Origin of the sequence: Hugenholtzia roseola DSM 9546, from assembly GCF_000422585.1 — a bacterium.
Lineage (GTDB): Bacteria > Bacteroidota > Bacteroidia > Cytophagales > Bernardetiaceae > Hugenholtzia > Hugenholtzia roseola.
The window spans coordinates 55,358-76,811 of record NZ_AUGI01000036.1; the positions used below are offsets into that span (position 1 = coordinate 55,358).

At 38.2% G+C, this 21,454-nt stretch carries 16 protein-coding genes; 6 read left to right on the top strand and 10 right to left on the bottom strand.

Annotated features, from left to right (window positions below; translation table 11 throughout):
• Positions 1-40: 40 nt before the first annotated feature.
• Together G500_RS0103390 and G500_RS24775 are read right to left on the bottom strand one after the other, a co-directional pair.
• Positions 41-745 (bottom strand): cell division ATP-binding protein FtsE, encoded by a 705-nt coding sequence (locus G500_RS0103390; RefSeq protein ID WP_027001567.1) that lies wholly within the window; start codon positions 743-745, stop codon positions 41-43.
• Between the two features lie 176 nt (positions 746-921).
• The gene (locus G500_RS24775; RefSeq protein WP_051203245.1) at positions 922-1,920 is read right to left on the bottom strand and encodes a glycosyltransferase family 2 protein; all 999 of its coding nucleotides are present in this window, start codon (positions 1,918-1,920) and stop codon (positions 922-924) included.
• A gap of 194 nt (positions 1,921-2,114) precedes the next feature.
• Here G500_RS24775 and G500_RS0103400 point away from each other — a divergent pair, with 194 nt between their 5' ends.
• Entirely contained in the window at positions 2,115-2,549 is a 435-nt protein-coding gene (locus G500_RS0103400) for a YkvA family protein (protein ID WP_051203246.1), read from the top strand.
• Between the two features lie 69 nt (positions 2,550-2,618).
• Here the strand turns inward: G500_RS0103400 and G500_RS0103405 are convergent, their stop codons facing one another.
• The 3 genes from G500_RS0103405 to G500_RS0103415 form a co-directional block, all read right to left on the bottom strand.
• Positions 2,619-3,155, bottom strand: coding sequence for a dihydrofolate reductase family protein (locus G500_RS0103405; RefSeq protein ID WP_027001569.1), 537 nt, complete (start codon positions 3,153-3,155; stop codon positions 2,619-2,621).
• A 146-nt stretch (positions 3,156-3,301) separates the two neighbouring features.
• Positions 3,302-3,943, bottom strand: coding sequence for a GNAT family N-acetyltransferase (locus G500_RS0103410; RefSeq protein WP_027001570.1), 642 nt, complete (start codon positions 3,941-3,943; stop codon positions 3,302-3,304).
• A gap of 5 nt (positions 3,944-3,948) precedes the next feature.
• Positions 3,949-5,268 (bottom strand): T9SS type A sorting domain-containing protein, encoded by a 1,320-nt coding sequence (locus G500_RS0103415; RefSeq protein ID WP_211220126.1) that lies wholly within the window; start codon positions 5,266-5,268, stop codon positions 3,949-3,951.
• A 580-nt stretch (positions 5,269-5,848) separates the two neighbouring features.
• Here G500_RS0103415 and G500_RS0103425 point away from each other — a divergent pair.
• Together G500_RS0103425 and G500_RS22155 are read left to right on the top strand one after the other, a co-directional pair.
• On the top strand, positions 5,849-8,818 hold the full coding sequence (locus tag G500_RS0103425; RefSeq protein ID WP_161626071.1) for a sensor histidine kinase: 2,970 nt from the start codon (positions 5,849-5,851) through the stop codon (positions 8,816-8,818).
• 54 nt (positions 8,819-8,872) lie between these two features.
• On the top strand, positions 8,873-9,631 hold the full coding sequence (locus G500_RS22155) for a LytR/AlgR family response regulator transcription factor (RefSeq protein ID WP_051203247.1): 759 nt from the start codon (positions 8,873-8,875) through the stop codon (positions 9,629-9,631).
• A gap of 71 nt (positions 9,632-9,702) precedes the next feature.
• On the opposite strand, the gene G500_RS22160 is transcribed toward G500_RS22155, so the two are convergent.
• From G500_RS22160 to G500_RS0103450, 3 genes are all read right to left on the bottom strand, one after another.
• Positions 9,703-11,157 (bottom strand): metallophosphoesterase, encoded by a 1,455-nt coding sequence (locus tag G500_RS22160; RefSeq protein WP_051203248.1) that lies wholly within the window; start codon positions 11,155-11,157, stop codon positions 9,703-9,705.
• Positions 11,158-11,668: 511 nt separating this feature from the next.
• Positions 11,669-12,118 carry a hypothetical protein gene (locus tag G500_RS0103445; RefSeq protein WP_161626072.1) on the bottom strand — a complete coding sequence of 150 codons (450 nt, stop codon included), beginning with the start codon at positions 12,116-12,118 and terminating at the stop codon, positions 11,669-11,671.
• A 363-nt stretch (positions 12,119-12,481) separates the two neighbouring features.
• Positions 12,482-12,862 carry a hypothetical protein gene (locus G500_RS0103450; RefSeq protein ID WP_027001574.1) on the bottom strand — a complete coding sequence of 127 codons (381 nt, stop codon included), beginning with the start codon at positions 12,860-12,862 and terminating at the stop codon, positions 12,482-12,484.
• A 639-nt stretch (positions 12,863-13,501) separates the two neighbouring features.
• On the opposite strand from G500_RS0103450, the gene G500_RS0103465 reads away from it, so the two are divergent.
• The 3 genes from G500_RS0103465 (at position 13,502) to G500_RS22170 (ending at position 17,462) form a co-directional block, all read left to right on the top strand.
• Complete coding sequence (locus tag G500_RS0103465) at positions 13,502-15,184, top strand: AMP-binding protein (RefSeq protein ID WP_027001576.1); 1,683 nt, start codon at positions 13,502-13,504, stop codon at positions 15,182-15,184.
• Between the two features lie 74 nt (positions 15,185-15,258).
• Positions 15,259-16,116, top strand: a complete 858-nt coding sequence (locus G500_RS24780; RefSeq protein WP_051203249.1) for an NRDE family protein — start codon at positions 15,259-15,261, stop codon at positions 16,114-16,116.
• Between the two features lie 5 nt (positions 16,117-16,121).
• Positions 16,122-17,462, top strand: a complete 1,341-nt coding sequence (locus G500_RS22170) for a S41 family peptidase (protein ID WP_051203250.1) — start codon at positions 16,122-16,124, stop codon at positions 17,460-17,462.
• A 220-nt stretch (positions 17,463-17,682) separates the two neighbouring features.
• Here G500_RS22170 and G500_RS0103480 read toward each other — a convergent pair whose 3' ends face one another.
• Both G500_RS0103480 and G500_RS0103490 read right to left on the bottom strand, forming a co-directional pair.
• Positions 17,683-19,947: a 7TM diverse intracellular signaling domain-containing protein gene (locus G500_RS0103480; RefSeq protein WP_086047795.1), complete on the bottom strand. Its 2,265-nt coding sequence runs from the start codon at positions 19,945-19,947 to the stop codon at positions 17,683-17,685.
• A gap of 131 nt (positions 19,948-20,078) precedes the next feature.
• A complete protein-coding gene (locus G500_RS0103490; protein WP_027001578.1) occupies positions 20,079-21,452 on the bottom strand; it encodes an AAA family ATPase in 1,374 nt (457 codons plus the stop codon).
• Between the last annotated feature and the right edge of the window lie 2 nt (positions 21,453-21,454).

The window sequence follows — 21,454 nt, forward strand, 5'->3', positions numbered from 1 at the left end:
GATAATTTGAAAAGAGTGAAAATTAGAACAAGACTTTATTTTATTCATTCATTTTTCTCATAACCAAATCCTTATCCAAATCGCGCACCTCGCCATTTTCACAGTAGAGCGTCCGCGCAGGGTGCTTTTTCAGAAAGCTATGGTTGTGAGTCGCCATCAAAACGGCTGTACCTTTTTCCTCATTTACCTTTTTGAAAAGATTTAAAATCCCAACGGCTACGGTAGGGTCGAGATTTCCCGTCGGTTCGTCGGCAATCAGAATCAAGGGGTCGTTGAGCAAAGCCCGCGCAATGGCGATACGCTGCTGCTCGCCGCCTGAAAGTTGGTGCGGCATCTTATATAAAAGTGCCTCTAAATCAAAGAGTTGCAATACTTCGGCAATGCGTTTCTGAATTTCGAGCTTATTTTTCCAACCCGTTGCTTTCAATACAAAAGCTAAATTTTCAAATACATTTCTATCTGAAAAAAGCTGAAAATCTTGAAATACAATGCCTATTCTACGCCTTAAAAAAGGCACGTCATCGGTTTTAAGGTGGTGCAGGGCGTAGCCTGCCACTGTAATTTCGCCCTTTGGAAAGGGCAAATCAGCATATAGCGTTTTGAGTAGCGACGATTTTCCGCTCCCCGTTTTGCCTATCAGATACACAAATTCGCCATGCTGCACCTCCAAATCTACTTGCTCGAAGATGACTTTATCGGCTTGTTTGATGCAGGCAGAGCGCAAAGATACAACAGGAATTTGCATAAAAAAAAGAAAATAACAGTAATCAATTAGAGAAATAAAGGGCAAGATACAAGAAATAAGAGGCAAAGGATAACAAGTAAAGATAGGAAAAGAAAGCAAAAAAGCAAAGTCCCCCGTCAAGTCTTAGTCAAGTTCTTCGCCGAACTTTTCTCTACTGCCGCCGCCTGCGTCCTTTCTTAGCGTCGCAAAAGACGAATAAGCCACGCTGGAAGATAGCGGCTTCGCCATCTAACTTGTTCTAATTCAGGGTTTTGCCTCACATAAGCAGGCAGTTTGAACGCCAAAAAGTTGGCAATCTGCTGCGTTTCTTTCAGAGCCAAGCCCTGATAATAAAAAATCAATAAATTGTGAAGGTGATAAGCCAATAGTTTTTCTTGCGCCGCTTCTGTTAGATTTTTAAACTTTTCTTGTACTTCTACCGAATATCTATCCGTACCTTCGCTATAAAAACCAACCTGTTTCATTTTTTCAATCGCCACCGTAGCTCCTAATGTTCTCAATACTTTACTAAAAATTTTGGCATAATCTACTGCAAATTTAGCCTGCGCCATGACCGTTTTACTATTGGTATGATATAAATATTTTGAAAAAATAAAATCTATTTCCTGATATTTACCGCTCAAAAAGATAGGCACAAAGAAATCGTAGTCCATGCCATAGTGGTAGTTTTCATCTACTTTTTGTACCATTTCCAGATGCTTTCTACTAAAAAAAGAAGAAGGCTGTGCAAAAGGCAGTCCTGCCAAGCCCTTCCAAGCCAAATCGGGCGACTTAGGTGCGCTTATTGTATCCGACATTTTATCGCCAAATAAAATACTTTTTCCAAAAACTAAATCTAATTCTTTATTTTGTTTTTTACTTTCTTGAAACGCTTGCGCTACCTTGTGTAACGCATTAGGTAGTAAATAATCATCACTATTCAGCCAAGTAATAATTTCACCTGTGGCACGCGCAAAACCTTTATTGAGCGCGTCACTTTGTCCTTTATCGGGTTTCGATTCCCAATATGCTAAATTTTTTTCATATTTTTTTATAATTTCTACAGAATTATCCTGACTCCCCCCATCTATGACAATGTGTTCTAAAAAGGGATATTGCTGTTCTTCTACCGAGCGTAAGGTTTTTTCTAAAAACGCGCCTTGATTGTAGGAAGGAGTAATGATAGAAATTTTCATATTGAAATGTTGCTATTTTGTGTTGGCTATAAAAGTTAGAAAACGAAAAAAATACAGTGCTGCATTTTATTTTTAAAAGGGCGCATTATTTATCTAAAAAATCAAATAAAATCAAAAATAGATTTGGAAAACCCAAAAGAAAGTGCGAAATTAGCTTTTTTCCGATAAAATGCAAAAAATTAAGTCTAAAATCTATGTCCTCTCCCTTGCACGACGAACCCAAATACGTTACGGGTTCGCCTTTTTTCAAAAAAGCCCTCAAAAAAGCCTTTGATGTAGCCGCCAATCAGAACAAAGCCCTCAAACTTGCCAAAGCCGTTATGGATAAAGCGGCAGGTGGGTCTATCAATAGTTTAGGAAAAGATTTGAAAGAAAAGGTATTTTTATTAGTTAGAATGGTCAAAGCCTTAGTTACAGGCAGGTATAAAAATTTGCCCATCAATACCTTAGTGCGCATTGTGGCGGTTCTGATTTACTTTGTTTCGCCCATAGACTTGCTGCCCGACTTCCTACCCTTTTTGGGCTTTGCCGACGATATTACGCTAATTGTTTGGCTTTTAGACTCTATCAATCAAGACGTTATCCAATTCGAGGCTTGGGAAAAGGAACAGAAGTTACTAGAAAATTAGTAGAAAAGCTGTATCTAAAAAATTGTACTTAACAAAACTTTTTAGATACAGTTCTTCTTAGTTTTGCTTCTAATACTTTTTGTAGTGAAGTTGTACCAAACCTGTATCAAATTTTTTAACATCTACCAAAGTAAGACGCATTTCTGGGCGTTCCTGCTCAAAGAGTTTAATCCCATTTCCAACTAAAATTGGAACGATAGAAATAATAAGTTCGTCAATTAAATTTTGAGCGAGCAAAGCTGCCACAACTTGCGCTCCGCCATCACAAAAGATGTTTTTGTCTGCTTTTTGCCTATCTGTAACTTTTTTTAGTTCGGAAACTAATTCAGACAAAGACCCATCATAGAAAGTAATATTTCCTTCCTTTGCTTTTGTTTGGCGCGTCAGGACATAAGTTTGTTTGTCTTGATGCGGATAAGTCGCATTTTTATTTACCCAATCATAGGTGCGTCTGCCCAAAATGACGCTATCTACGCTTTCTACAAAAGCCTGATAGCCATAATCTTCTCCTTCTTTGGCAACGATAGACAAAAAACTTAAATCATCTTCTGGTTTGGCTATAAAACCATCTACCGAAGTAGCGATATAGAGAATGAGTTTGCGCATAAAAAGTAAGTTTGTTTTTGAAAAAGTAAGCTGTAAAAATAGCACTTTCTCATTTTATTTGCAAATTTTGACGTGCGTTCTGTCTTTTTTACAATTTTTTAACTTATTGCCATTTCTTCTATCCCATATTATTTAATCCATTTCACCTACCTCATAAAGTGCAAACCTTCGAGGGCAGGACTTATTTGCCAATGCTCCATAGCTTTGCCCGTTAGGGTTGTTTCATTTACAAAGACAAAACCAACTTTTTTATATAACTTTTTAGCTAAAAAATTATTTTTTTCTACCAAAAGTCCAAAAACTTCTCTTTTTTCTACTACAATTTGGTTTATCAAAAATTGTAAAAAAATTGTACCCAAACCTGCCCCCTGCTTCTGCGGCAAGACGGCTAAGGTATCGAGGTAATATTCGCCTGCTTGGGTTTCGTCTTCAATCTCAAATTTTTTATTGAAATTAGACTCGATATAAGTTGCAATAGGCTGTCGCAATTCTTTTAAATCTGCACCTGCATAGATATTGGCACAGGCAAACACACGCTCAACTTTGTTTTTTGCACCATTTTCTGTATCGTCTTTTGTGTCATTTTTTATATCATTTTCCAGCATCAACCAACAATTTTGATAAGAATACTGATTTTTTTCTTGTTCTACAAAAAAAGATAGAAAATTTATAGCTTTTTCGTAATTTTTTTCATCTAAAAAATTATAGACAATATCTTCCATAGCCAACATCATAAAATAAGCAATTATTTTACTATCCTCTAATTTTGCTTTTCTAAATGAAAACATACAAACTATTTTTTAATAAAAGAAAGTATATAATTTTGAGTGGCGTTCTGAAATCGTAAAAAGTAAAGTCCCGCAGGCAAAAAGCCTACATTGATAACAATTTGATTATCAGATACTTGTGCTAAATCAGCCGCCTTTATCTGTCGATAAGCACGCCCCTGCGCTCCTAAAATTTCAATCTGAAAAGCCTGTAAAAGCAGGGTGTTATCTGCAAATTGCAACTTCAAAATGTCTTCCGTAGGGTTTGGAAAAAGCGAAAAAGGGGGTTGCGAAGGGCTATAAAACGTCGCCCATGCCCAAGAAAGTGGCTTGACACCCAAAGAAGAAGCAAAGGAAAGACGATAGTACGCCTTTGAAAAGCGCGGATTAGGGTAGTGCCATTGACAATCTTTTTGGTCTGTATCTATAAAAGGCTGCCGAAAAATGGGCTTAAAATTTTGTCCGTCGGCAGATTCTTCTATCAAAAACAGCCCACCGCGCGGCAAGTTTTGAGTGGCTTGCCACTTGAAATAAAGTTGCTCGCCCTGCTGCTGCACCTGCAAAACAAGCGTATCCAAAGCAAGCGGCGTGGGCGGCGGACAAGGCAGAAGCGGACAATTTTGTGTAACCTGATTGCCAATTACGCCATTATTGACAGTGCCGCCATTGACACAGACACTTAATTCTCCACAATTTGAATTACTATTTGTATCATAACCCAAACCAGCTCCCCCATTATTTACGAAAGAACCGCCCACAGTAACCTCGCCACAGGTGCTGCTACACATGTCGCCGTTGTTGCTAAAAGCCCCTCCTACGCTTATAGAACCGTTATTTTCTATTTCGCCATCGCTATTATTGGTGAAAGAGCCACTAACATTGAGCGTGCCGCCCAAGATAATTTCGTTGTTATTGGTCATTGCACCCGTAACGTTAAAAACGCTATTATCTCCAATATTTAAAACACCATTGCTATTAATATTTAAATTTGTAACAGAAATAGGTATCGTTGAAAAGTGATTTAATGTTCCATCTATTGCGCTAAAATTGCTTAGTGTTCCGTAATTATTGATGGTACAATTTCCGCAAATATTTCCATTGTTCATATTCCAACTGCCATAAAGATTGTATTCTGTGCTGGCAATCCCGTTTTGATAGGCAGGATTGAAGGTAACGGTTTCGTCGATACAAATAACAGTTGCATAATTATTAAAACTTATGCCACGTGTAAAAGTAAAATTTCCTGTAATACAAACCGTTTGGTTAGCCGCCGCAAGATTGAGGTCGCTGCTATTGTCGCTCACTGTTATATCGCAAGCGGTACAATTCTGCCCAAAAACGGACATAAGGGGCATAAAAAAAGAAAACAACCCGAAAAAAATAATAAAAAAGGAAGAAGAAAAGTATTTTTTCATGTCATTTTAATAAATAAAGATGATTTGGCTTGTTCGAGTAAAAGACCTTAGACACCTACAAAAGTAGGAAAAAAAAGAACACCTGAACCCAAAACCGAAGTCTAAAAAGAACAATAGAAGCGGATAGCGCGTAAGTTTTCTGCCATTTTTCCACTATTTTAGTGGCAAAAAAGTCTTTTTAAGTGCTAATGTGCGTTCTTTCAATAGATAAAAACGGCTTTTCACTAACCCAAAAAGCACCTTCGCTAAAAAGGCGCAACCTTCAAACTTCTTTTCTCTATTTTGCAGTCTTCAAAATAAAATCGCAATGACTTTTTCAATGCCAAAGTTTTTTTCTATCAATCCCTTTCTTGTTTTTGATTCAAATATTTTATTAAAAAGATGTAAATATTTTTTTAGTATATTTCTTATTTTCATCATTTTTATTTTTGTAAAACATATAATTTATAGTCAATCCAATGACATAAATTTTAAAAATATATTTATCAAAAAAATAAATTTAGAACAAGGCTTGCCCTCTGAAACTATCTATGATTTACATACCGACGAGGCAACAGGCGCACTTTATTTAGGTACTGATATAGGCGTTTTTTCATTCAACGGAACAAATTTTCGCAAGATAGACTTTGAAAACCAGCTTTCTAATTCGGCTACCGATATTTTTGTTGATGCAAAAAATAGACTGTGGTGTCGTAATTTTTCAAACCAAATTTTTGTGCAAGATAGTATTACTAAAAAATTAAACTTAGTTCCTTTTCATAAAGAAATACCAAATCAAAATCTTATTTCTAAAATTAGTTTTCATCAAAATTTACTTTGGATTCTCTATGGAGATGCTTTCTTTGTTGCCGATACTGAAAAAATGAAAATTATCTATAAATATAAGACAAATGAAAAAAGTATTTATTTTAATTCAATATATACATATAAAAAAAATATATTTGTTTTTTATTCTAAAAAAGAAGATAATTCAACTAAAAAGTTTGTTATTATGGCTACATTGAAAAATAACAAAATTGACATAAAGAATATAAAAACAAACAATAATTTATATGAAAATTTGAGATTTGCTTTCTTAGAAAAAGAGAACATTACGACTACGGTTAGCAAATACTTAAATCCCTCGACAACTTTATTGGAGCTAAAATTTCAGGAGGATACAGTAGAAATAGAAGAAAAATATTCTATAGTATGGAAAAATAAAAACAATGAAAATATTACAATAAATAGTCTATTTTCATATCAAAAAGATTACTATTGGGCTTGTAGCAATGACGGACTTTGGATATTAAAGCCTTCTGACTCACAAAAAAAATATCCGCTTCTGACTTTGGAAGCCGAGCAAATTCTGCCACAACTGCGTGTTTCCGACCTCTGCCAAGATTATCAGGGGCATTATTGGGTAGCGACCTTAGATAATGGACTGTACTGTATTCCTTCTTTATCAGTTTATCAGTATCAAAACAAAAGTAATTATAAAATGTTATATGCAACTCAAAATCGTCTTTTCGCTTCCACACCCAGCGGCAGAATTTCGGAAATAGACCCCATCAATGGCGAAGAAAAAAGTTTTCTGACGCACCTCAAAAATATACAACCTCCTTTTATTTTTTACAATCCTACCGACAAAACAGTTCATACAGGGTATCAAATTTTAGATACAAATTTTAATATTTTTAGTGAAAATACAAACATATACTATCGTGCCATCATTTTTGATAAAGATAAAAATTATTACGGTGCTTCAAATAATAATATTGTTAATTTTAGTTTAAAAAAAATAAATAAATCTACACTTTTAGAAGAAAAAAAGATAATAGATGAAATTAGAGTAAAATCATTACTATTAGAAAAAAAAGCTCTGTCTAATAAAAGGCGACTCTGGGTGGCGGCTTTGCGTGCCGTTTTTGTCTATGAAAATCTGGATTCGGCGCACATTTTGAAGCGCGAAATTTTGAGTTGTGAGGGAAAATCTATCAATGCCACGCGCCTTGTGCAGGACTCACTGACAGGGCGAATATGGGTAGGAACGACGCAGCAGGGGGTTTTTGTGTTTGAAAATACGCGCTGTGTGGCACAGATTGGTACTTCGGAAAAGCTCAAAGAGGAGGTTATTAGGCAGATGGAAGTCGCAGGTGAATGGCTTTACGTATTGGCGGGTACAAGCCTTTGGCGAGTCCATTTGCGCGATTATCGGGTAGAAAAAGTTGCGCTACCCGAACAAATTGGGATACCCTATCTCAATTCTTTTGCGGTGCAGAATGGCTATCTTTGGGTTTGTAGTCCGCTTGGGATTATTTATTTTAGACTATCAGAAGAAGGAAATATTTTATCATCTCAAACTATAAAACCTAAAATAAATATTGTTTCTGCAACTATTTCAGACGCGCCGCTCTCTTATTTCCGCTACGCAACTACTTCCGATACGTCGAATGAGATAGCAGCAAAAGAAAAGTATGGCGTTAAAAATACTTTTCCTTATGAAAAAAACAATTTATTTATCCTATTAGACCCTATTTTTTTTATTAGTAATAATTTTAAAATTTATTATCGTCTTTGGCGCAACACAGACCTCATACAACAAGGCGAAATAGGCAGAAGCAGCCCCTCTCTCTCTTTTGCAGCCTTAGATTATGGCGTGTATGAAGTGGAGATTTTGATGCAAGACCTTGATAATCAGAGTTTTTCAGATGAAATTCATTTTTATTTTCAGATAGAAAAGCCCTTTTGGTGGCAGAATTGGTTTTTGAGCCTAAGCCTATTTCTATTGCTTTTGATTGTCTTTGGAATTGTGCGCTTGGTGCAGGAGCAGACACAAAAGCGAGAACTTTTAAAACAACAAATTATAGAATCGCAAATGCAGGCACTTCGTTCTCAAATGAATCCTCATTTTTTGTATAATGTTTTAGGTTCTTTACAAGGTTTGATTTATAGCAATAAAATTAACGAAGCCAGCGACTACATCAGCCACTTTTCTACTCATTTGCGCTATTCACTTCATTTTTCTAACCAAATAGAAATTTCAATAAAAGAAGAAATAGAAAGCATACAGACTTATCTTTCCTTGGAAAGATTGCGTTTTGGTGAAGATTTCTTTTTCAAAATCAAAGTAAATTCTGATTTAGATACTTCACTTTTTTTGCCTTCTATGATAGTGCAGCCCTTTGTAGAAAATGCTGTCAAACATGGGCTTTTGCATAAAAAAGCAGAAAAATTGCTGCTTATTTATTTCACTTTTAAAAACAAAAATTTACTCATAGAAATTCAGGATAATGGAATCGGGCGCGAAGCCTCGCAAAAAATCAACGCCAAACGCTACCAAAAGCGCGAATCCTTCGCCCTCAAAGCGATTGATAGCCGCATCGAGCTGCTTAATAAAAAGCGTAAGAATCCGATTAGCCTCAAAATAGAAGACCTCAAATCGCCCGACGGGGTAGCACTTGGTACGCGAGTACAACTAATTATTCCACTTGATAAGTAAAATAAAAGCTATTTTCTTATCAAATTTAACACCAGACTCAAAATTAGACTCAAAATGGAGAAACTCAAAACACTGATTGTAGATGACGAAGCCCATGCGCGACAAGCCCTGCGCGGTATGCTCTCTCAAAATTTCCCACAGGTGGAAATAGTGGCAGATGTGCCTTCTGTACCCGAAGCAGTTAAGGCAATAAACAAATATAAACCTCAAGTTGTGCTACTTGATATTGAAATGCCCGGCTATTCAGGTTTGGACTTATTGGATTTTTTCGAACCCGAACAGGTAACTTTTGATATTATTTTTATTACTGCTTACAATGAATATGCTTTACAAGCCTTTGAATTAGCTGCCATCGATTACCTGCTCAAACCGACGCGCATAGACCAACTTGAACGCGCTTTCGAGCGCATTGTGCGGAAAAAACAAGAGAGTAGGAGCAAACAATATTTGGCATTAAAGGAGAATTTAGAAGCAAATTCGGCGAAAAAAATCGCCTTTCAGACTGCCGAAGGCTTGCAATTTTTCCCCATTCAGGAGCTACTCTACCTAAAAGCGGATAGCTCTTATACGCATATTGTCTTTGTAGATGGTACAAAACTTACGGTATCGAAAAGTTTGCAGGAATACAATGGATTAGAAGATACAGGCTATTTTATGCGCATCAATCGTTCTTATATTATCAATATTTATGAAATTGAAAAAATAAGTAAAAAAGAAGGCGGTTTTGTGCGCATGAAAAATGGTGATGAAATCAATTTATCTTCCGAAAAAAGGCAACTTCTCTACGACCGTTTTGGCGATATTACTTATTAAGATTTTTTAAAGCTAAAACTAACAGTTTTAAAGAACTGTTAGTTTTATTCTTTTTTAGTTTTGATTCTGACTTATTCAGCACTTCTCATTTTAATTTCATATTCTAATAAATCCTGACGCACCTTTATCTCCTGCGCTAAGGTTTCGCCAAAGCCACGCCATAAATCATCTTGCGGATTGACCACATTTTGCAGGGCTTCATAAAGCGGCGAAACAGGTTGATTGGGGTACTTTGCCTCTGCCAGATGCACTTCATAATTGTTTTCGTTATAGATTCGTAACGAAACAGTATCTAAATTTTCATCAATAAAGAGCATTGCGCCGCCATGCAAGGGTTGTGTCTTGACCGTATCCACTACCCAACCGCCGTCGTTATAGACTTTGATACCCTGCGGATAGCCGCCGTATGTAATCATTTGCTCAAAAGGCTTATGGGTGTGTCCGAAAATAAAGGTCAGGTCGGTAGGAATTTGACCGCTTAGTTCGCCTCTAATTTGAAGATTTAAAGGAATTTCTATGAAATCTTTTAAGCCCTTTTGTGTTTTTTCGTCTAAAATTTGGTCGGAAAAACCGCGCTCTGAACTGGCAGCCTTTCCAAAAAGATAACCAAAGGCTGTACCCAAAATTTTAGAAGCGGCAAATTCGGTAACCATCGTATCAGTTAGGCGGTCGGCTAAACTTTGGGCTAAGTTATCGGTGAGTTTGCGAAGCGCAATCGGGTCTTGCATTTTGTTGTAAATAAGTTCGATGTCTTTGCCTACTTCGCCTGAACGCCCCATAGTAGACCAAAAAAAGCTAATCCAAGCGAAATTTTCGGCTTCTATGTCCCAAATCTGTTCGGGCTTGCGCCTATCGGGGAAAATCATGGTTTTTAGTTCGGTCATGAGCATATAAATTGATTCAATATAATGCCCATGTGAAAAAATAATCGCCTTTTGCCCGTTTGCCGTTTTGATGCCCATATTGGGATATAAAGCACTGACTTTCAAGGACTTATATGCTTCCCTTCGCTGCAATAGCTTATTAAGAAAAAAAACAGGCACACCTTCGGAGTTATCAAACATAGTGGTCGTATGCCAAGGGATAGGCAGATAAGGCTCATTTTTTAACTTTTCGCTCTGAATGTAATTGACGTACTGCGTTTCCCTTGCCGATTCCCAAAGGTGGTGGTCGTGATTGCCCGGTAGATAGTACATCTGTGTATCAAAGAGCCACTCCTGCGGGTTTTCTTCGGCAGGAAAGAGTAGCTCGATAAAACGCTCAAAGCACATGGCGGCTTCATTGGTATTGCAGAGGGCAAGTTCTAAAATGTCGCCATTGAGGATTAAAGTAGGCTTTATGCCTTTATTGCCATTTTTTTGGTTGTTTTTTTGCACTACTTCCTTTAATGCCTTGACCCAATAAACTAAGGCGGGGCTGGGTTTGAGAGGGTCTATCTGCCTACTAAAAGGATTGACCTGCGTTAGAAGGCTACTCGATGCGCCAAAGTGAAGGTCGGATACGCAAATATAGCGAATATCTGCCATAAGAAAAGAGATAAAGTGGATTGAAAATATAATAATTCTAATAAAAAATATAAAAATAGCGCAAAAGTCGAGCTTGCGTCGCGCCTTTTTTTGAGTGCTTCAAAATAAGGGCTTTTTTTCGAAGTTGCAAATTATGGGGCGAATTTAAAGCAGCGGCTTATATTTTTAAAAATATTTTATTTCAATCCAACTTCAAAGAGAGCAGGCATTGTGCCTATATTGGTTATTTTTTCTTGTCCTTGCTCTTGTGTCCCCCGTTGGGCGTACTTTCCGACTATGCCCTATCAGTGCGGCAAATCTTTGATTTGCGTTGTAAGATACTACAAAAATAGCAAAAAACAAATACAAAATGCTATTTTGTAGATGTTTTAATAGTAGCAGCCCTGCAAATCTAAAATTTGCGGAATGGATAAGGCTTAGTCGCAGACTAAGCCTAACATTTGGGTTATTTTTTGGGTTATGGGAACACTACATACAACAGGGGGGGGTTCAAATGCTATCATACTTAATATTATAAATAGTTTTTACTATAAATTGCTTTTAAACCATTATGATGAATCATAACTATATTATCTAAGGATATAACTATATAATTCATTGGTTGCATAAATTCTATGTTTTCACTTACAAAAAAATCATAATTTTCTATAAAATATTCAAAATGTTTATAAGTAGGTATATAAAAAACAGTGTTGTATTTATATGACTCCATTGTTATTATAAAAAAATCGTTTTTTATAGTTTTTTTTATGTCAAATATGTTAAATATTTCATTAGTTGTATATTCAGTACATCCGTTTTCAAATTGTAACCATTTAGTAATGGGTTTCCAATCTTCTTTATTAAATACGTTATAAATACAACTTTCTATATTTAGTAAATTTAAGTTTTTATTAGTTTTAAATACTGCATGATGCCATGAAGCAATTGTTTCTAAGAAAGTAATAGATTTATTTATCATGATAGTTAAAGAGTTTCTTGTCCCCGTTGAGCGTAGCCTCCGACTACGACCTATCAGTGCGGCAAATCTTTGATTTGCGTTGTAAGATACTACAAAAATAGCAAAAAACAAATACAAAATGCTATTTTGTCTGTGTTTTAATAGTAGCAGCCACGAAAAGCTAAGATTTGCGGAAGGGATAAGGCTTAGTCGCAGACTAAGCCTAACATTTGGGTTATTTTTTGGTTATTAGAACACTACACAAAACGGGATATTGTTTTGTTATAATACTGTTATTGATAATTATTGATTAAAAAATCAGATATTTTATATTGTTTTTTATACAAAGATATAAAAGTTATGATGGCTAAACACAATTCTTCATCATTTTTTTTTAATGAAATTATTTTGCAAATTTTTTTTCATAACTAAACAAAGTCCTTTTTCGTACAAATATAATTTATCTTTACTTATATGTATATTAAATTTAACTCTATTATACTCTATTATATTTATATAAGATATAGTTTCCATGAAACAACTATTTTTATACTCCATAGAATAAGCTAAAATTGGAGATATAAAAAAAGCAATTTCAGACATATCTTCTTGATGAAATATAGTATTCCATATATTTGACATAATATTTAACATATTTTTTTTATTTGTTTCATGATATAAGTCGACTAACAAGTCTTTAGTAGTAGCAGGCACTTCTTTATTATTATCTATGATAGATAGTATTTTTTCAATGTTTTTATTCATAATTATATTTTTTTAGACTTTGGGATTTGTATTCCCCTGTTGGGCGTAGTCTCCGACTACGACCTATCAGTGCGGCAAATCTTCGATTTGCGCCGTAAGGTACTGCAAAAATAGCAAAAAACAAATACAAAATGCTATTTTGTCTGTGTTTTAATAGTAGCAGCCCTGCAAATCTAAGATTTGCGGAATGGATAAGGCTTAGTTGGAGACTACGACCAGCGGGGAGCAAAAGTCGAGCTTGCGTCGCGCCTTTTTTTGAGTGCTTCAAAATAAGGGCTTTTTTTCGAAGTTGCAAATTATGGGCAGCGGCTTGTATTTTTAAAAATATTTCACTTCAATCCAACTTCAAAGAGAGCAGACATTGTGTCTATATCGGTTATTTTTTCCTGTCCTTGCTTTTGTGTCCTCAATTTGTAGGCACACTTTGCCTTTTGGGTCTTTAATTTGCAGCCCAAAGTAACCCTTTTGAAAAGATTTTGTCATTTTCGCTACAAAAAATCGTCATTCGATTGCCACGCCTAAGAAAATTTTTTAAATTTGACAAAAAACCATTGGCTCACCTGCCTGTGTGCTTCTTCTTGTGTTTTTTATCAACTACCACGCCTTTCTATCTTACAACACTTATACAAACGAAACCTCATGGAAAAAATCTGGCTGAAAAACTATCCTTCTCTTGTTCCGCATCAAATTGACCCTGAACGCTATGCCTCTCTGATTGAACTTATAGAGGAAAGCATAGAAAAATATGCCGATAAGGTCGCCTACATTCACATGGGCGTAGAAATGACCTACCGCCAAATTGGAGAACAGTCGGCGCACTTTGCCGCTTTTTTACAAAAAGAATTACAACTCAAAAAGGGCGACCGCATTGCGATTCAGATGCCCAACGTCTTGCAATATCCTATCGCGCTCTTTGGGGCAATTCGCGCAGGCTTGGTAGTAGTCAATACCAATCCGCTTTATACGCCACGCGAGATGGAGCATCAATTTTCAGATGCAGGGGTGAAAGCCTTAGTCGTGTTAGCAAATTTTGCCGATAGGTTGGAAAAGGTTTTAGACAAGACTCCCGTAGAGCATGTCATTATTACAGAGGTAGGCGATATGATGCCTTTTTTCAGACGCACCCTGACAAATTTTGTGGTTAAGAATGTCAAAAAAATGGTGCCTGCCTATCATTTGCCCAAAGCAATCCCCTTCCGATACGCCTTAGCCAAAGGCAGACAGCATGCCCTTACCCCTATCAAAGTAGATAAAAATGAAAACGCCTTTATCCAATACACAGGCGGCACAACGGGCGTAGCCAAAGGCGCGGAACTTACCCATAGAAATGTCATTGCAAATGCCGAGCAAATCAAGGCTTGGATGTCGGGCAAACTCATCGAGGGGCAGGAACTTATCATCACGCCGCTGCCGATGTATCACATTTTTTCGCTTACGGTTAATACTTTTATCTTTTTTGCTTATGGTGCAAAAAATTTGCTTATCACAAATCCACGCGATTTAGACGCGCTGGTGAAAGATTTTAAAAAGTACCCCATTACGGCTATGACGGGCGTAAATACGCTTTTCAATGCCATTGCTAATCACCCCGAAGTGGGAAATGTAGATTTTAGCCACCTCAAAATTGCGATTGCAGGCGCGACGGCTCTGCAAAATGCAGTGGCGCAAAAGTGGAAAGAAACCACAGGCTGCGCCGTTTTAGAAGGCTTCGGACTTACCGAGTGTTCGCCTGTGGTGAGCTGCAATCCCTTAGACGGCAACGAGCAAGTGGGTACAATCGGCTTGCCCCTGCCTTCCACAGAGGTCATGTTGGCAGACGACAACGGCGAAGAAGTTGCCGAAGGTGAGCGCGGCGAACTTTGGGTGCGCGGTCCGCAAGTGATGAAAGGGTATTGGAAACGCCCCGAAGCGACTGCCGATATGATTACGCCCGAAGGGTGGCTCAAAACAGGCGACGTTGCCATTATTCAACCCGATGGCTTCCTCAAAATTGTAGATAGGAAAAAAGATATGATTTTGGTTTCTGGTTTCAATGTCTATCCCAACGAAGTAGAAGATGTGATTGTCGGACACCCCAAGGTAATGGAAGTGGCTGCAATAGGGATTCCCGACGACAAGTCAGGCGAAGCCGTCAAGGTCTTTGTCATCAAAAAAGATGAAAGCCTGACCAAAGACGAACTCAAAGCCTACTGCCAAGAACACCTCACAGGCTATAAAATCCCTAAGCATTACGAATTTAGAACCGAATTGCCCAAATCGCCCGTAGGTAAGATTTTGCGCAAAGACCTAAAAGCCGAAGAAGCCGCTAAAATAAAGGCGTAGGCTCTCCAATCGTTATCTGACAAAAACCCTAAGCATCTGGAAAATGCTTAGGGTTTATTTAACACAAACCTGCTATGTGTACGCTCACCTACCTGCCCCTCGAAGGGCAAAACTTTATCCTGACCTCGAATCGCGACGAACTTCGGACGCGCCCAATCGCCCTACCGCCTGCCCTGCGCAAGGTAGAAAACAAGGAACTACTTTTTGCACAAGACCCACAAGCCGCTGGCACTTGGTTAGGGCTTAATCGTCAAGGCGATTGCATCTGCCTGCTCAATGGTGCATTCGAAAGGCACACGCGCCGCCCGCCCTATCGCAAAAGTAGGGGACTTTTGGTATTAGAAGCCCTTGTTTGGGCAAATACAGAAGCCTTTTTAGCACAAGACTTCGAAGGCATCGAACCTTTCACTTTGGTTTGGATAGAATCTGACAAAAAGCAAAACAAAAATGCACAAAGTCCTGAATATCAACATCTTACAAAAACAAAATTAAACCTACACGAAATAAGATGGGACGGCGAAACTTTGCACCAAACCCAAAAAGACCCCGATAAGCCTCATATCTGGTCTTCTGCTACACTCTATTCGCCTTCGGTACAAAATGAACGCGAAACCTTTTTTGCTCAACATTTTTCTCAAAAGGAACTATCTGAAATATCAGATAAGGTAGCGGAAAAGATAATAAAGTTTCACCTTTTAGGACAAAACTTAGAAAAAGTAGAGTACGAAGCTGAATTTTGTTGTGAAAAGAAACAGTTTCCCCCTATCTTTATGAACAGAAAAGAAGGACAGACCGTTAGTACGACACAGATTCACGCTTTTTTGCGTCCTGCTCTCGATGCCCCCCAACGCTACCAAATCTTGTATCGCGATTGGTTGCAGGCTCAAAATCAGACCCAAATGACTTGGGAAGTTTCGAATTCTAATTTTTAAACAATATGAAAAAAGAACACAAGATACCCACAAAAAAAACAAGAGGCAGTGCCAAATTTGCGGCAAGCCTGCTTTCACGCTACCCCCTTGCCCTGCTGCTGGTGCTGCTTTTTATTACGAGTATCACAAGTTGTAGGAAAGACGACGAGCCACAGCCCGACACAAATCCGATGGCTGCGACGAATCGTTCTATTTATGATTTGATGAAAGAGTGGTATTATTGGTATGAAGAATTACCCGACATAGACCCTGCCGAATACGAAAGCCCCGAAGCCTTAGTAGAGGCTCTGCGCTACCGCCCACTCGATAGGTGGTCTTATGCCACAACGGTAGAAGAATACGAACGCTACTATCAGGCAGGCGAATATTTTGGCTATGGTTATAGCTCTGCTTGGGATAGTGAGCGCAATCTTTATGTACTTTTCGCCTATTGCAATTCAGCGGCAGGCAGGGCAGGTTGGCAGCGCGGCGACAAAATCCTGCGCATCAATGGCAAGCGCGTGCAAGAAATTGCCGACATCAGTGCCGAATTGGGTGCAAATCAGGCAGGTATCATCACCAACTTTACCATCGAGCGCGAGGGCGTAGAGATGGAATATGCCTTAGAAAAGGGTACGGTACAAATCAATTCCGTTTTGTATCGCGAGGTCGTCCCCTATCAGGGCAGACGAGTGGCGCACTTGGTTTTCAAAGCCTTTATCGAGCCTTCCGAAGCAGAGCTAAATGAAGCCTTTGCCTATTTCGAGGCGCAGGGTGCAAATGAATTAGTCCTCGATTTGCGCTACAATGGCGGCGGCAGATTGAGCATTGCCCAACAGCTTGTCCAGCTTATTGCCCCCCCCAACGCAAACGGACAAGTCTTTATGACCATCGACCATAACGATAAAAAACAAGACCAAAATAGCATCTATCGCTTTGAAAGCACCCCTAATAGCTTGAATTTGAACAAGGTAGCGATTATTACCGCAGGAGGCACTGCTTCGGCAAGTGAAACTATCATCAATGGTTTGCGCCCTTATATGGAAGTCAAAGTCGTTGGAACAAAGACTTATGGCAAACCCGTAGGCTCGTATGGCTGGCGCATTGGTCAGACCCATGTGGTGCTGCCGATTGCCTTTCGGGTAGTCAATGCCGTAGGCGTAGCCGATTATTTCGAGGGTATAGAAGTAGATATTCCTGCCCCCGACGACTACACACGCAATTTCAACGACTTAGAAGAAGGCTCACTACAAACGGCACTCAACTATATCGTAGGCAATCCCGTAGGTAGCGGCAGAGTGGAGATTCAGCCCCTTCGCTACTCGACAGAGTGGAAAGGCTTGGCAGAAGAAATTGGGGCTTATTAAGGTATTAGTACAATTTTGGTGTAATTTTGGTACAATTTAAAACTTTTATTTTGTTTTTCTTAAAAATCACCCAAATATAGTTCGGACAGTGCGGTGCGTTGTCCGAACTATGTGCGAAGGCGCAAACCATGTTTTTCAATTTTACTATGCAGAAAAGGCAATGCCTTGTCCCTGCATTTGAATCTAACTTTTAGAGTTTAATTTTCAGAATTTCATATCCCTACCCAAGACGCAAGGCAATGACTAAAACGTCATCAGTCTGTTCCTCGTCTTTTTTCCATGCTTGAAATCTTTGGTATAAAAATTTATCTACTTCGTGAATGGGCAACTTAGCAGCCGCTTTTAGGTTGTTTTTAAAACCTTTTTTCATCATTTTTTTGGCAGCCTCCCCACCAAATTGGTCTTGGTAGCCGTCAGAGGCAATAAAAAAGGTGTGTTTGTTTTGGGCAAAGGAAAGTTTGTGTTGTGTAAAAGAAGCCGTTTGCGCACTTTCGCCACCGATAAAGATATTGTCGCCCTTGATTTCCATGATTTCCTCTTGTATTTCCTCCTGTATTTCCTTTTTTGAGTGTGCCAAATAATAAAGCGGATTTTTTGCCCCTGCAAAAAGCACTTCTTTTTCCACTTGGTCGATAAGAAGCAAGGCAGCGTCCAGACCGTCTTTGTTTTGGGTTTCTTCCTGTCGCAATCTATCATAAATGGCAGTTTGCAAGGCTGCTAAGATGGCGGCAGGCTCATTGATTTTTTTGACGAAAACGATTTCATTCAAAATTTGAATACTAATTAAGCTCATAAAAGCACCCGGCACGCCATGCCCTGTGCAGTCGAAAACGCCCAACAAAGTGCGCCTCCCTCCTAAGTCTGCAAACCAATAAAAATCGCCACTGACAACATTGCGAGGCAGAAAGAGAATGGCATTTTGTGGCAAACTTTGGCTAATAACCTGCGCTTTGGGCAAAACTGCCTCCTGAATCGTAAGGGCATAACGAATACTATCCGTTATTTGCAAATGTTGTGTTTCCAAACTGCCAAAAGCCTCCTGCAACTTTTCATTTGTTACGTCTAATTCTTCTATTATTTGATTTAATTCCTCATTTTTAGAAACAATTTCTTTTGTACGAATGACTACCTTTTGCTCCAATTCCGCATTTTTCTGGGCGATTAAATTCTGCATCTCTAAGGCTTTTTGGCGTTCGAGCTGCTCCTTTTCCAACTGCTTTTCTGCTACCTGTTTCTTGATTAAATTAAAACGCTGCGCTAAGGCAATAGAGAAAAACAAGACCTGCAAACTCACCGCCGCATACAAATAATTTAGTATCTGACTCGTTATTTGAACTGAAAGTATTACCAAAAAGGCATAGTATCCCATCAAAAGCCAAGGGATAAAATTGCTTAGGAAGAAAATACGCGCTGCTGCCGCTTTTTCACGCCATTTGAGAAATGAAAAAAGAAGCATCGCCACTACCAAAAAGACGTACATATAGTTAGATACGATAACTATATTATTATGAAATGAATAACTTTTTTTAAAAACAGTAATAAATAAAAAATAAAAAACAATCACTAATAAAAGTATGATACTTACATAAAATGTCCTAATTAAGATGCGATTTCCTTTGAAGCGAAAAAATGAAAGCGCGAATAAAATAAAGAAAATCGCGGCACAACTCACAGAAATATTCATGAGGTATATTAAAATATTTTTATAATCAAACCAGTTTAAGTAAGAATTTCTAAATAAATTAGACCCTATCAATATATAAAACCAAAAACCTACCGTCGTCAGTGTATAAAAAATGTAGGTGAGGCTGCGTGTATAAATGCCAATAAAAAAATTATAAATAAGAAGAAATAAAATTCCCGATAATACAAATATTTCAAATAGATATTGTTTTGCATAAAAACTAAGTATTTTAGGTTCAGCCTCGATGAAAAACGCCCTTGCTCGCCGCTGATGAAAGTCAAAACTACAACCACAATTTTCTATTTCTGCTTTCAGAAAAAAAGCATTTTTCCCCTTCTCTAAAACCAAAGGTAAGTCATATTTGCTAAAAATATTAGCTGCCTCTTCCCAAGTGGTATTGAAACCAAAAATCTGCTCTTTCCACTTTTGGGGGGCTATTTGTTGATACAAAAAGGCTTTGTATTGGTCTGCCTGCAAATACCAACGCCTTTGAGGAGTTAGGTTTTCTACTTCAAAATAAAGCCAAATGTATTGATGCTTTTCTTCTAAAATTAGTGTATCACCAAAATTGGCAGCGAAAAAAGCCGAATCCGATACTTGTTCTATCTTTTCTTTGCCATCAGGGGAAGGGAAAAAATGCAGGTTTTTGGCAAGGTGGTACGTAGAATCGGGATTTAGCATTTGAAGGGGCGATACCAAATGCTGCCCTTGTGCGTCTTTTTGAAGAATAAGACCAACGAACAAAGTACCTATAAAAATAAGTACATTTAGGTTTATTTTTTTGCAAAAATTAGACATCATACAAAAAAGAGCTTAAAAAAGAACTAAGGAAAGGAAAAAGTTGTTTGAAAGAACCCCAACCATTTTTGAAACCTCGCCCTGCCCAAAAGACGCACCTTCGTTTGTCTTTTGAGCAGGCAGGAGGCTCATTTTTATTTTTGGAAAATCAAATTCAAGTCGTGAAAATCTTGTGCTAATTTATCTAAGGTAGAATCGAGGTAATTGCGGGCAATCAATCCTGTTTCACCGTTGATAAGACTCTCGATGGGGCTTTGGTCGCTTTGCAGCGCATAGACGGCTACCTCGTTGGGGTTTAGCCAGAAACTTTCCGAAACAATCGCATCTATGGCATATAGAGAAGCCTCATCTTGTGCTACCTGTTGCGCCATTTTTTGTGCAAACATGGCGTTGTTGAAGGCATGCAAGATATAGGGGCTGTGCGTTGTGATAAGAAATTGATTGTCGGGATTGTGGTTTGCAGTGAAAATAAGAGCCTCAATAAGTTGCTGTTGCTCATTAGGAGAAAGCCCTGCTTCGGGTTTTTCCAAAACTCTGAAAACACTGCTATCTTCTAATACCGATACAAGAAAATCTTGTAAAAGTCTGATAACCTCTTGCTGCCCCAAAGAAGCGTCGGAAAGGGTTATGTACTTTTCTTCGTCATAAAATATCTTCTCACCAAAATTATCTAAGACATAACGCCCTTTCAAGATTTCATTTATCTTTGAAAGTAGAATATAAAGGTAGTCTTTTTTATTGGTAAAGAAATTTTGAAGTAGGCTTTCAAAGCTGCCTCCATATTTATAGAAAATGCCCCTGATGATTTCTACCTTTCGAACAAAATCGAGCATCAAAGCCTCGTCGGTAGCAAAGACTTTCTGACGAAATGCCGTTTGCTGGTTAGGGCGAAAAGCGGCTTGCAGGCTTTCAAAAAGGTATTTTTCGAAAAGGGCTGCATAGGCAACGGTAGCTCCCCTATTGGGCAATAGGTATAAGAAATCGTTTTGGTTGTTGTGAAAAACCGCATTGAGGACAAGCGAAAGGCTATTGAGGTGCTTTTCTTTCTCCTGTTCAAGTTGCCACTTGTCGTAACGATTAAAGACCGCATTTTCTTTGATAAGAAAACGTTTGAGATGATGCGCCTCCTCTACCAAGCGGCTAATATCCATGCCTTCGCTAAATTCTACGCGCAATCGCTTATCGGGGAAAAGCGAAAGTGTCATAGACGACTCTTCGTTGAAATGATACGAAATAAAGAAGTCGTCTAAATGCAGGGTAGAGCCGAAAAGGTCGTAGAACTTTCTTCGCGCAATCAGCTGAAAGGTTCTGATATTAAGCTCGTTGTAAAGCTCCTTTTGTGAAAGGGCAGCTTTAAATAGTTCTTCTTTTAGGGTCTTAAAGAAATGCACAACTTTGGCAAGGGTACTTTTTCCAGTCGCCTGCTCGCCTATTAAAATCGTGATTTTTTTTAGTTCTATTTCCGCTTCCTTGATGGCACGAAAGTTTTTTACGATTACTTTTTCCATAT

Bases quoted from the DNA above. Each gene is read 5' to 3' on its own strand.
- G500_RS0103390 (WP_027001567.1), bottom strand. From the start codon at position 745: ATGCAAATTCCTGTTGTATCTTTGCGCTCTGCCTGCATCAAACAAGCC.
- G500_RS24775 (WP_051203245.1), bottom strand. From the start codon at position 1,920: ATGAAAATTTCTATCATTACTCCTTCCTACAATCAAGGCGCGTTTTTA.
- G500_RS0103400 (WP_051203246.1), top strand. From the start codon at position 2,115: ATGTCCTCTCCCTTGCACGACGAACCCAAATACGTTACGGGTTCGCCT.
- G500_RS0103405 (WP_027001569.1), bottom strand. From the start codon at position 3,155: ATGCGCAAACTCATTCTCTATATCGCTACTTCGGTAGATGGTTTTATA.
- G500_RS0103410 (WP_027001570.1), bottom strand. From the start codon at position 3,943: ATGTTTTCATTTAGAAAAGCAAAATTAGAGGATAGTAAAATAATTGCT.
- G500_RS0103415 (WP_211220126.1), bottom strand. From the start codon at position 5,268: ATGTCCGTTTTTGGGCAGAATTGTACCGCTTGCGATATAACAGTGAGC.
- G500_RS22155 (WP_051203247.1), top strand. From the start codon at position 8,873: ATGGAGAAACTCAAAACACTGATTGTAGATGACGAAGCCCATGCGCGA.
- G500_RS22160 (WP_051203248.1), bottom strand. From the start codon at position 11,157: ATGGCAGATATTCGCTATATTTGCGTATCCGACCTTCACTTTGGCGCA.
- G500_RS0103445 (WP_161626072.1), bottom strand. From the start codon at position 12,118: ATGATAAATAAATCTATTACTTTCTTAGAAACAATTGCTTCATGGCAT.
- G500_RS0103450 (WP_027001574.1), bottom strand. From the start codon at position 12,862: ATGAATAAAAACATTGAAAAAATACTATCTATCATAGATAATAATAAA.
- G500_RS0103465 (WP_027001576.1), top strand. From the start codon at position 13,502: ATGGAAAAAATCTGGCTGAAAAACTATCCTTCTCTTGTTCCGCATCAA.
- G500_RS24780 (WP_051203249.1), top strand. From the start codon at position 15,259: ATGTGTACGCTCACCTACCTGCCCCTCGAAGGGCAAAACTTTATCCTG.
- G500_RS22170 (WP_051203250.1), top strand. From the start codon at position 16,122: ATGAAAAAAGAACACAAGATACCCACAAAAAAAACAAGAGGCAGTGCC.
- G500_RS0103480 (WP_086047795.1), bottom strand. From the start codon at position 19,947: ATGATGTCTAATTTTTGCAAAAAAATAAACCTAAATGTACTTATTTTT.
- G500_RS0103490 (WP_027001578.1), bottom strand. From the start codon at position 21,452: ATGGAAAAAGTAATCGTAAAAAACTTTCGTGCCATCAAGGAAGCGGAA.